This is a genomic window from Helicobacter ibis, from assembly GCF_027859255.1.
GTDB lineage: Bacteria > Campylobacterota > Campylobacteria > Campylobacterales > Helicobacteraceae > Helicobacter_D > Helicobacter_D ibis.
Window position 1 is genome coordinate 332,814 of record NZ_JAQHXR010000001.1, and the last position, 11,621, is coordinate 344,434.

Annotated in this window: 12 protein-coding genes; 2 read left to right on the forward strand and 10 right to left on the reverse strand. The window is 32.9% G+C overall.

Features of this window, described 5'->3' with window-relative positions; all coding sequences use genetic code 11:
* Positions 1 to 4: 4 nt before the first annotated feature.
* Genes hisIE through flgH form a run of 10 tightly spaced genes read right to left on the reverse strand, consistent with a single transcriptional unit; the run spans position 5 to position 9,247 of the window.
* Positions 5 to 691 carry a bifunctional phosphoribosyl-AMP cyclohydrolase/phosphoribosyl-ATP diphosphatase HisIE gene (hisIE, locus tag PF021_RS01885; protein ID WP_271020713.1) on the reverse strand — a complete coding sequence of 229 codons (687 nt, stop codon included), beginning with the start codon at positions 689 to 691 and terminating at the stop codon, positions 5 to 7.
* Positions 692 to 1,792, reverse strand: a complete 1,101-nt coding sequence (locus tag PF021_RS01890) for a prohibitin family protein (protein ID WP_271020714.1) — start codon at positions 1,790 to 1,792, stop codon at positions 692 to 694.
* Positions 1,793 to 1,802: 10 nt separating this feature from the next.
* A complete protein-coding gene (locus PF021_RS01895; RefSeq protein ID WP_271020715.1) occupies positions 1,803 to 2,720 on the reverse strand; it encodes a branched-chain amino acid transaminase in 918 nt (305 codons plus the stop codon).
* 46 nt (positions 2,721 to 2,766) lie between these two features.
* Positions 2,767 to 3,510: a pseudouridine synthase family protein gene (locus tag PF021_RS01900; protein WP_271020716.1), complete on the reverse strand. Its 744-nt coding sequence runs from the start codon at positions 3,508 to 3,510 to the stop codon at positions 2,767 to 2,769.
* On the reverse strand, positions 3,510 to 4,721 hold the full coding sequence (waaA, locus tag PF021_RS01905) for a lipid IV(A) 3-deoxy-D-manno-octulosonic acid transferase (protein ID WP_271020717.1): 1,212 nt from the start codon (positions 4,719 to 4,721) through the stop codon (positions 3,510 to 3,512). The genes PF021_RS01900 and waaA overlap by 1 nt, the downstream gene beginning before the upstream one ends.
* On the reverse strand, positions 4,718 to 5,434 hold the full coding sequence (locus tag PF021_RS01910; protein ID WP_271020718.1) for a zinc ribbon domain-containing protein: 717 nt from the start codon (positions 5,432 to 5,434) through the stop codon (positions 4,718 to 4,720). Before PF021_RS01910 ends, waaA begins: the two co-directional genes overlap by 4 nt.
* 15 nt (positions 5,435 to 5,449) lie before the next feature.
* The gene (locus PF021_RS01915) at positions 5,450 to 6,178 is read right to left on the reverse strand and encodes a Nif3-like dinuclear metal center hexameric protein (RefSeq protein ID WP_271020719.1); all 729 of its coding nucleotides are present in this window, start codon (positions 6,176 to 6,178) and stop codon (positions 5,450 to 5,452) included.
* Positions 6,162 to 7,043 (reverse strand): glycine--tRNA ligase subunit alpha, encoded by an 882-nt coding sequence (gene glyQ / locus PF021_RS01920; protein WP_271020720.1) that lies wholly within the window; start codon positions 7,041 to 7,043, stop codon positions 6,162 to 6,164. The genes PF021_RS01915 and glyQ overlap by 17 nt, the downstream gene beginning before the upstream one ends.
* A 1-nt stretch (position 7,044) precedes the next feature.
* Positions 7,045 to 8,499 (reverse strand): threonine synthase, encoded by a 1,455-nt coding sequence (gene thrC / locus PF021_RS01925; protein WP_271020721.1) that lies wholly within the window; start codon positions 8,497 to 8,499, stop codon positions 7,045 to 7,047.
* 46 nt (positions 8,500 to 8,545) lie between these two features.
* A complete protein-coding gene (gene flgH, locus PF021_RS01930) occupies positions 8,546 to 9,247 on the reverse strand; it encodes a flagellar basal body L-ring protein FlgH (RefSeq protein ID WP_271020989.1) in 702 nt (233 codons plus the stop codon).
* A 127-nt stretch (positions 9,248 to 9,374) separates the two neighbouring features.
* Between flgH and PF021_RS01935 the strand changes: the two genes are divergently transcribed.
* Together PF021_RS01935 and PF021_RS01940 are read left to right on the forward strand one after the other, a co-directional pair.
* Positions 9,375 to 10,952 carry an inorganic phosphate transporter gene (locus tag PF021_RS01935; protein ID WP_407081399.1) on the forward strand — a complete coding sequence of 526 codons (1,578 nt, stop codon included), beginning with the start codon at positions 9,375 to 9,377 and terminating at the stop codon, positions 10,950 to 10,952.
* A 9-nt stretch (positions 10,953 to 10,961) separates the two neighbouring features.
* A complete protein-coding gene (locus tag PF021_RS01940) occupies positions 10,962 to 11,621 on the forward strand; it encodes a metallophosphoesterase family protein (RefSeq protein WP_271020722.1) in 660 nt (219 codons plus the stop codon).

The following is an 11,621-nucleotide window of genomic DNA, read 5'->3' on the forward strand; positions in this document are numbered from 1 at the left end:
TATCCTATTTTTTTCTAGAGTTTTTTTCGTCTATACCACTTGTGCCAACTCTTCTTAGTAGCTCTGTCCTTACTTCATCTAATGTTATATTGCTAAAACTTAATCCAACTAGAGCGTGATAGAACAAATCTGCTGCTTCATATATTATTTCTTTTTTGTCTTTATCTTTGATTGCAAAGGCTAGTTCTGAAGATTCTTCTACTATTTTTTTGCCTATTTGATTTTCGCCTTTAGCAAATAGTGATGCTGTATATGACTTTTCTGTGCTGTCAAACTTTTTATCTTGTATTGTATTAAATAGATTATCAAATATATCATAGATTTGTGTTGTATCTATGGAGTTAGATTGTGTTTTTACAATGCTATTTTGGTCTATTTTGTTAAAAAAACATGTAAGATTTCCGGTGTGGCATGCTATGCCATTTTGTTCTACTTTTAATAATAGACAATCATAATCGCAATCAAGCATTAATTCTACTATCTTTTGTGAATGTCCGCTACTTTCGCCCTTTTTCCATATTCTTTGTTTGTTTCTAGAAAAATAGTGTGCATATCCTGTTTGTATGGTTAGCTGTAGAGATTCTTTGTTCATAAAAGCACACATAAGAACTTCATTTGTTTTGCTATCTTGTGCTATTGCTGGGATTAGCCCATTTAGCTTATCCCATTGTATGCTACTTAGAATATCCATTTATTGACCTATTGAAGATGCCCTTTGATTATCTTTTGAATCTAGCCATATATTTGGAGTTGCTCCACCCGGTGTTAAGAAAATTTTAGCATCTTTGTTTGTTTTTAATGCTTCGTTAAATTGTCCTTGAACTTCAATTTGGCGAAGTTGCAATAGTGGGCTATTTAAGCTTTGACTTATTAGCTTGTTTGCTTTTGCTTGTGCGTCTGCTTCAATTATTGTTGCATCAGCTACACCCTTTGCAAGTGCTGCTTTTTTCTCTGCTTCCTGTTTTGCTCTTTCTACTTCATATCTGGCTCTCTCTGCTTCTTGTCTTGCTACTTGCACTCTTTCTATTTGTTCTTTTATTGCAACTGGTAAGACTATCTCTGTTAATTGTATTGATACAAGCTCAACAGGTCTATTTTCTAAGCTATTAATATTTTCTCTAAATTTTTGGTCAATTAGTGTTGCAATTTCATTTCTCTTTACAGGTAATTCTTCAGCTGGGAAGCTACCAACAACATTTCTTACTATTTCTCTAATTACTGGAGTTATTATTCTTTCTTCCCAGTTTTGTCCCCAAGTTGCTATTGTTTGTGGCACACTTAGTGGATCTAGTCTATATTGCACTGCTAATTCTACAAATACTGATAATCCCCTTGAATCTAGCACACTAATGGCTTGATTTTTCACACTACCTTCATCTCTAGAGCGGATATTTCCCTCTACGCTTGTAAATTCAGCGATTCTAACCTTTGTATTTACAGGGATTATTTTTTGAATCCCGGGGATAAAGAAGTGGATTCCCGGTTGTAGCGGAGTTTGGCTAAATTCACCAGTTGTGATTTTTACACCAACTTCACCACTATTTATTATTGTAAATGGTTTTAGTAAAAAAATAATTGCTATTAAAGCAACAATTAAGTAGATTACACCCATTTTCTTGCCGCTAGGCATATTAAAAGCTGGCATTTTTGGTTGGAATCCACCACCTCTATTACCTCCGCCAAATCCACCATTACCACGCTTATCATTATTTGTGTTGGCATTTTCTTCCGTGTTGTTTTGTCTGTTGTTTCTGTTTTTGTTCTTTAAATGTTCATTTAAGTCAATAGGCATAAAACCCCTTTTAGTTGATATAAGTTAGCCAATGGCTATATTTTGTATTTCTTCCATATACTACATCAAAGTACGCTTCTTGTAGTTTTGAAGTTATCTCTCCTCTTTTGCCATTTCCTATGATTCTATAGTCTAGCTCTTTTATTGGAGTGATTTCTGCTGCTGTGCCTGTAAAGAATGCTTCATCTGAAATATATACTTCATCTCTTGTAATATTTCGTCTAAGCACTTCTATACCCAAGTCTTTAGCAATTTGTATAACTGAATCTTGTGTGATAGATTCTAAAGATGAATCATTTGGAGGAGTGATTAACTTCCCATTTCTAACTATAAAAAAGCACTCTCCGCTTCCTTCTGCTACAACACCATTTTCATCAAGCAATAATGCTTCTTCAAAACCGCATTGAGTTGCTTCGTATTTTGCCATTTGAGAGTTTAGATAGTTTCCAACTGCTTTTGCTTTGCCAAATAGTGCTTTTGATGAGTTTCTAGTAAATGAAGAAGTTTTCACTCTAATTCCATTTTCTAATCCATCTTCTCCTAGATATGCACCCCACTGCCACGCTGCTATTGCTACATTTGTTGGAGAATTTCTATGATATACACCCATAGAGCCATATCCTAGATATATCAATGGGCGTATGTAAGCATTGCTGGTGAAGTTGTTTTCTTTTATTAATTCTATTTGTGCATTTTGTAATTCTTGTTGATTATAAGGTGAGTTTATAGCAACTATTTTTGCAGAATCAAGTAGTCTTTTTGTGTGAGATTCAAGTCTAAAGATAGCCATTCCCTTATCGGTTTTATAGGCTCTTGTGCCTTCAAATACGCCATTTCCATAATGTAGTGTGTGAGTTAAGATATGCACCTTAGCATCAGCCCAAGGCACTAGCTTACCATCCATCCATATTAATTTTGCTTCTACCATTACATAAACCTTAAAAATTTAGTGCAAAAATATATCAAAAAAATACTTAAAACAGAAAATTTATCGGTTCATCATCTATAAAGCTATATCCAAGTAGTTCTATTTTTTGTGCATGTAGCATGATTCTGCTTCCTTCTTGTCCGCCATAGAATGTATCGCCAATTATTGGGTGTTTTATGTGTGATAAATGAACTCTTATTTGATGTGTTCTACCTGTTGTTATTGTTACTTCTAGTTTTGTTTTTTTGCCTTGTATTTCTAATGGCTTAATGTGAGTATGTGCGTTAATTCCGCTTTTTGACACTGATACTTTTGCGAATCTATCTTTTTTAATTAATAATGGGAAGTTTAAGTCTTGTTCTTCATCTACTATTCCGCTTACTATTGCTAGATATTTTTTTGTTACTTTTTGTGCTTTAAATTCTTCTTTGGCTTTTTGGTGAAACTTACTATTTTCTTTAACCAAAAGCAAAATTCCGCTTGTCTCTTTATCAAGTCTATGTAAAAGAGACCATTCTTTATGCTTTTGTGCTATTTCTTCAGAGCTTAAAAAAGGTGGTTTAGATAGTGCTAAGATATTTTCATCTTTAAAGATTACTTTTATTTTTGGCTGTTTTTGTATTTTGAATTTCGTATTTATCGGTAGTTCGGCTCTTGCTATTTTAAGCCTTTTATTATTTATGCTAACTAGTCCTTTATCTATTAGGTTCTTTGCTTCATTGTTTGATATTTTTTCTTGTAATGCTAGTAGTTTATAGGCTTTTTGTAGATTTTTTGTATTTTCAATCATTATTGTCCTTGTATTTTTTGGGCTATTTTGTCTAGTTTAATTTTGTTTATTGTTTTAGAATCTTCTAATAAATTTCTATATTTTAACACTACGCTTAGGTCTTTTATATCACATATTACATAGTTTTGTAATAATGAAAATAGTGCTGTTTGGTTGAAAATATATGCTCCTGTTATTAGTTTGTTGTTAAAAAATGATGGTTCTATTGGGTTATGTCCTCCAACTTTATCAACAAAGCTACCACCTAGTATGACTAATGATGAAATAGCATATAGGTTATTTAATTCACCTAGGCAATCAATCAAGCCAAATTGTGCTTGTATCGTTTTTTGGATTCCTTCTTTTGATGCTATTTTTAATTCTAGGTTTTTTGCTTTTAGTATATTTTCTAAGGTTAGTTGAACTTTTGAAAACCTCTCTGGGTGTCGTGGGACAAATAGGATTCTAGGGCTAGAGTCTGATATTTCTAATATTTTTAGTATTTCTTGTAGGATTATTTCTTCTTCTAAGATTCCTTGTTTTTCGTGTGTGCTAGCTACTATCCATAACTCTTGTTTTGGTTTTTTGTAATCTTTAGTAATCTGTGGTTTTTGACTTGCTTTTATATTTCCACATATTTCGATATTTCTAGCACCAATGCTTTGTAATCTTTGTTTGTCTATATTTTGTTGTGCTAATACCAAATCTACATAGCTAAATAAAACTTTATAAAGAAATGAGAATTTTAAATATTTATCATAAGAGTTTGTTGAGATTCTAGCATTAAGGAGGATTGTTGTTGCTTGTTTTTGCTTGGCACATACAAGTGGCATGAGCCATAGTTCTGCTTCAAAGAGTGTTAGTGTTTTTATCTTTAAGTTTTTTGTAAATAATGGAATAAAAGATTCAAATGGAAGATAATAAACTTGTGCATTTTGAAAGATTTTATTTGCTTCGTTGTAGCCTGTTTGTGTTGTTGTGGTGATAATTATAGATTCATTATTGTTTAGATTTATTTTTTCTATTAGTGGTTTTATAGCTCTAATTTCACCAAATGAACAAGCATGAATCCAAATGATTTCATTTTGTGTTTTTGGGAAGCTTGGTAAAAGGAAGCGTTTTTTAAGGGATTGTCTATATTTTTGCTTGAAACTTAATAAAAATAGGAGCGGTAGTGCTATTATATTTAGCGCCACCATAATTACATAATAGAAGGCTACAAATAATCTCAAGCCTCTTTAGTCTCCTCGTTGTATAGGATTCTGCCACAATGTGGGCAAGTGATAATATCATCAGAGCGTATTACATCAGAATATGTCTTGTCATTAATTCTCATAAAGCAACCACCACATGCTTGTCTAGTTATTGATACTACGCCAGTGTTTTTAGCCCATTTTCTTATTTTTTCATAGAATGAAATTATTTTTTGGTCCATTTTGGCTACTAATTCTTCTTTTTGCTTGAAGATTTTTTCTTGCTCACCTTTTATTTCTTTTACTTCTTTTTCTACTTTTTGTTCGACTTCTTTTGCGTTTTTGTTTAGTTCGCTTATTTTATTTTTTAGTTCTTTTATATTGTCATTTTTTGAAGATATAAGTGTATTTAGTCTTGCTATTTCTTCATTTGCAAATGTGATTTGTTCTTTTGCTAATTCTTCTTCTAGGCTAAGAGCTTTGCTTTCTTTTTCTGTTTTTATTAGTTTAGTTTTCTTTGCTATGTCTTCTAGTTTGTTTGATAGCTCACTTAGGTGGTTTTCGTTTTTTTGTATTGCCAAAGATAGGTCTTTATTTGTTGCTTCTAGTTCATCTAGTTCTCTTTTTAGCACTTTTTCTTCATCTAGTATTACATCTAATTCTTTGTTTGCTTCTTTGATTCTAGGTTCAAAAGAATCGATTTCTTTATCTAGGTTTGATATATCAATTAGCTGTATTAGGTGTTTGTTCATGTTTGCTCCAAGATTTTATAGAAAATAAAAAGGATTTTTTGAATCAAAGATTATAGCTTTATAACCATAATTTGTCAAAATATCAGCTAGAATCTCCCCAAAATAGCACTCTAGCTCATAATGACCACAATCAATTAGATTTATATTTCTCTCCATAGCTTCCATTGCTTCATGATACTTTATATCGCCTGTAATTAGGCAATCTACATTGCTTAGGCTTCTTACAAAACTAGCTCCACTACCAGTAACAAGTGCAATGTTTTTGCAATTTTGACTACTTTTTGTTATTTTTAGAGTTTGTATTTTTAGGGATTCTTTAAGCTTATAACATAATGAATCTAAATTGCTATCCCATGAAAAATACACAACAAAACCATCTTGATTAAAAGAATCTATTTTTAGCAGTTTTCTAACTACATATTTTCCAAAATGTGTTTTATCAAAGTTTGTGTGCATTGCTATTAGTTTTATATTTTTTTGTATGGCAATTTTTAATAATGATGAAGGATAGGATTCAAAGTCTATTTGTTTTAACGGGTAGAAGATAAGTGGGTGATGTGTTATAAGCACAGAATCTTTAGGAATGCTCTCTAAAATGTTTCTATCTACCTCTAATGATAGATAAATATTGCTAAATTCATCATTTCTGCTACCAAGTATAAGCCCAGAGTTATCCCATGATTCTTGCAAGTCAAATGGGCTTATAGTATTTAGAGTATCTAGTAAATTATTTATTTTTTGCATTTTGTAATCTTAGTTCCCTTTCTTCTTCTTGTTCTTTGTATAGCAATGCACAACTTTTTACTAACTCTCTTATTTTTAGTATGTAATTTTGTCTCTCTAATGCTGATATTGCCTTTCTTGCATCTAGAGTGTTAAAAAGATGAGAAGATAGCATAGCACAATCATATGCAGGTAGTGGAAGTCCTGCTTCAAGTGCTCTTTTGCCCTCATCTTGCATTTTGTGAAAAAACTCAAAAAGCATTGTAGTATCTGCTACTTCAAAGTTATATTTTGAAAATTCATACTCTCCTTGTAAATGCACATCAGCGTATTTGTAGTTTTCATTCCAAGCAATATCTAATATATTATCTACTCCTTGAAGATACATGGCTAATCTTTCTGTTCCATATGTTATCTCAACTGCCACAGGAGAGCAAGCAACCCCGCCTACTTGTTGAAAATAAGTAAATTGAGTAACCTCCATGCCATCTAGCCATACTTCCCAGCCAAGCCCCCATGCACCAAGCGTTGGAGATTCCCAGTTATCTTCTACGAATCTTACATCATGGTTTTTTAGGCCTAATCCTAGGTATTCTAGGCTTTTTAGGTATAGTTCTTGTATATTGCTAGGATTAGGCTTTATTAGCACTTGGAATTGATAATAGCTACCAAGTCTGTTTGGGTTTTCACCATAGCGTCCATCTGTCGGTCTTCTTGAGGGGGCTACATATGCTACGCTCCATGGTTTGCTATCTAGGCTTCTAAGCAGTGTTGCAGGGTGAAATGTCCCAGCCCCAGCAGGTATATCATAAGGCTGTATAATAAGGCAACCTTCTTTTTTCCAAAATTCTTGTAGTTTTAATAAAAGGTCAGAAAAATAAAGCATCTTAGCTCCTTATCCAAGATAAAATTTCATTCATAACTTCATTTGAATTTAGTGTTTTATTATTTACTTCTTCTTTTTGGAATAGCTCTACAATCTGTTTTGGGACATTTATGTTATAAGTTTTTGATATTTTTTCTAAAGATTCTTTATCATGTGTTGAATCTATATGTAATGCCTTTGCTAGTGTTGGGGCAAATTTCGTCCATTCTGCTGTTGAGCATAGTATGGTTGGGATTACATTTGAATCTTGTTGTATTTTTTCATATGCTTTTATGCCACATGCTGTGTGTGGGTCTATTATAATTCCATTATCTGCGTATTTTTTGATTGTCTTAAGACAGAATTCATCATCACAAAAAGTTGCTTGAAAATACTTTTGAATCATCTTTAACTCATCGCTATTTACTTGATACTTCTTATTTGTTTCTAGCTCTTGCATTAGCTCTTTTGTTCTTGTATCGCCAAATAGTGCAAATAGCATTCTCTCAACATTTGAGCTTTTTAATATATCCATAGCCGGAGAGAATGTTTTTTGTAGGCTTTTGTTGCTTATGTCGTAGATTCCTGTGTTTATGAATTCTGTTAGTATGTTGTTTTTATTTGATGCAATGTATATTGTATGTATAGGGAATCCCATAAGCTTTGCATAAAATGCTCCAAGTGCATTACCAAAATTACCACTAGGGACTATTATGTTTATTTGTTTATTGTATTTTTTATACATTTCTAAAGAAGAATAAGCATGATATATTATTTGAAATGCGATTCTGCCAAAATTAACAGAATTAGCAGCACTTAAAGATATGCTATTTGCTTTTAATTCATTTTGAAAGTTAGAATCTTTTAATAGTGATTTTAAGAGACTTTGTGCATCATCGAAATTACCATTAATTCCTATGGTCTTTATATTTTTTGCAGCTATTGTTGTCATTTGTAATCTTTGCACATCGCTTGTGCCATTTTTGGGGTAAATACATACTACTTGTATATTTGACTTATTGGCAAATCCACTTAAAGTAGCAGGACCAGTATCGCCGCTTGTTGCGACTAATATTAGGTATTTTTGGTTTGTGTTTTTTATAAAGCTACTAAACATTGTTGAAAATGGTTGCAATGCCATATCTTTAAATGCTCTAGTAGGTCCGCAGTATAATTTTTGTATATAAAAATTATTCTCTATTTTTTTAATGGGTGCTGGTATTTTTGTATCAAAACTATCGTATGTTAATAAAGATTCTTCTAAGATACTAGAATCTATATCTAAGCCTAGTTTGTCAAATATGCTCTTGCATAATTCTTTGTAATCCAAGTTGCTTAGTTTTGCGATGTCATCTTGTGTTAGCTTTGGTATGTGTGATAGTGTGTATAATCCACCATAAGGTGCATTTGGGTTTAAGATAGCATCTTTAAATGAAATTAAATCAATACCAGAATCTCTTGTAGAAGTAAATACCACGCAAATCCTTTGTGTTTAGATTTGCGTATTTTATCCTAAATAATCTTTAAAAAGGCCATACAGATTCGACAAGTTTCGTTCCCCAGCCTTTTTCTGTGCTTCTTTTTAACTCACCTTGAGTGTCATACATTATCTTTGCATCTGCTATGTATTGAGATTCGATGGTATTGTTTCTTGCTATATCATTTGGTCTTACTACGCCACTTATATGGATTATTTGTTTTTCACCATTTATTAGCACTTCTCTGCTACCTTCTATGAAGTAGTTTCCATTTTGCAATACTTTAATTATCCTTGCTGCTATTGTTGTTGAGAATGTTTCTTGTCTATTTTGTGAGCCAGCACCTGTGAATGTTGATGTGCTATTTCCCATATTTAGTCCTATGTTTGCTAGATTATTCCAGCTATTTATAATGCTTCCAACTCCCTCACTAGCACCACCATAATTTAGCGTTGGAGGCGTTAGAGTGCCATTTGAAGTTTTGTTTGTGTTTTTGTTTGCTGTTGAGCTTGTTTGTGCTGTTTGATTTATAATTACGGTTACTAAATCATTTAGCTGCATAGCTCTTCTATCTGAAAATAACAAATTATCCCCTCTACCAAATATGCTTCCCGGATTCCCAAAATTGTCTTCTTCTTCTCTTGGGGGTAATTCCTCTACATATGCTGGTGGTTTAAATGAAATTTTTGGCTCTGTATTTGCGCAACCACTTAGTAAAACAATGGCTAAACCAAGTAAAGCAGGCATTATTGCAAGTGTTGTAGAATTTCTTTTCATAATTGTCATTCCTTTGAACTTTGAGATATAATCCATATAAGCAAAGTGTATTCCATATTTGTAGATATTAGAAGTTTTGGTATTTAGGGGGTATTTAGTGGATATAAAAGATTTTTGGCATTACGAAAAGGCAATGCGTGTGAATAAAGACGATATACAAAGGTTTGGGGTTTTATTTGTATTTGTTTTGTTGATAATTACCATGGTTATATGGTATAGCAATGAAGTTAGTAATCCGATGCTACTTGGTTTTGCAGCTATTGTTGGTGGATATATGGCATTAAATATAGGTGCAAATGATGTAGCAAACAATGTAGGACCTGCAGTTGGCTCAAAAGCACTTAGCATGACAGGAGCAATAATCATAGCTGCTATATGTGAGATTGCAGGAGCGTTAATTGCAGGTGGCGAAGTGGTAGATACGGTTAGATCTGGGATAATATCAATAGAATCCATAGGAGATAGCAAGGTTTTTACTGGAATGATGTTAGCAGCCTTAATTTCTGGTGCTTTGTGGTTACATTTAGCAACCGCCATTGGCGCACCTGTATCTACAACTCATTCCATTGTTGGCGGAATCTTAGGCACAGGTATAGCAGCAGGTGGATTTGATGTGGTTAATTGGGAAGCACTAATTAGCATTGTTTCTAGTTGGGTTATTTCGCCAGTTGCAGGTGGAGTTATTGCTGCTTTGTTATTGTTTTTTATAAAAAATACAATTACTTATAAAGAAAATAAAAAAACCGCAGCACAAAAAAATGTCCCATACTTAATGTCCTTTATGGTATTTGCTTTTAGCTTGTATCTTATAAATAAGGGCTTAAAGAAGATTCTGCAATTAGAGCAAGTTACTGCCTTTGGAGTTAGTATTATATTGGGGATTGTTGCATTTTTTGTTGTAAGACCAATTATTGCTAAAGCATTGGAAAAACTAGAAAATAAAAAAGAACATATAAATAGCCTCTTTACCATACCGCTTATTTTTGCTGCTGCATTATTAAGCTTCGCACATGGTGCAAATGATGTAGCAAATGCAATAGGACCGCTAGCTGCTATAAATGATGCATTAAAAGAAGGCTTTGTAATTGGGAAGAGTGCAGGAGTGCCATTTTGGATCATGCTTATAGGTGGACTTGGAATCTCTATTGGACTTGCACTTTATGGTCCTAGATTAATAAGAACAGTTGGTAGTGAGATAACAGAATTAGATCAGATTCGTGCATTTTGTATTGCTATGAGTGCTGCTTTAACGGTGCTTGTAGCTTCAGAGCTTGGTATGCCGGTTAGTTCAACTCATATTGCAGTTGGTGCGGTTTTTGGTGTTGGATTTTTAAGGGAATACTTAAAAAAGCGTTATAAAGAAATGGAAAATAAGATATTAGAAGCACACAAAAATGATGATGCACAAGCATTAAGGGAGTTTTTAGACAAGTTTAGAAGGTCTTCTGTTAGAAAAAAGGCAGCAATGATAAAAATACTAGAAAGAAAAGAAGAAAAAGAATTTGGAATCCCAGAGATGAAGAAGAAGGGTAAAAAGCAACTAAAGAAGGTATATCAAGAAGAGCTAGTTAAGCGTTCAGCAATAAATAAAATAGTAGCAGCATGGCTAATTACCGTTCCGGTATCTGCTATTTTTGGTGCATTTTGTTTTTATGTGTTAAGGTTTTTTTATTAGGATATTTAGATGGTTTATATAATAGGAGATGTGCATGGTTGCTATGATACTTTATGTAGATTAATAGAGAGCCTTCCAGATTCTTATAATAGTGATATTATTTTTGTTGGAGATGTGATAGATAGGGGTGCGAAGTCTTGTGAGGTTATTGATTTAATAATAAAATATAATTATAGATGTCTGCTTGGAAATCATGAAGAGCTAATGCTTAGATATTATAAGAGACTTCAAGGTAGTGGAGTGCATTGGCTTGAGCATGGTGGATATGAGACTTTGCAAAGTTATGAAAGAAATGGTGGGTTTGAGAAAATAGTAGAGCATTTAAATTGGCTTATGGAGTTGCCTTATTACTTGGATTTGCCTATATATGATGAATCTAATAGGAGACTATTTGTTACTCATGGATTTGGACTGCAGTATTATTCTCTAAGAGATACAAGCAAAGATGAGATAATATGGAATAGACTGCATAAGAGTGATGAGGTTTGTAGTTTAGATTCGAGTGTTTTTAATGTGTTTGGTCATGATGTGCAAAAAGATGTGTATTTTGGCAAGAGTTTTGCTGCTATTGATACTGGCTGTGTATATTATGCAAAATTAGAGAGTGCATCTCTTAGTGCATTAGAGTATCCAAGCAAGAGAGTTTTTAAGGTTAGATATTGTGGATAG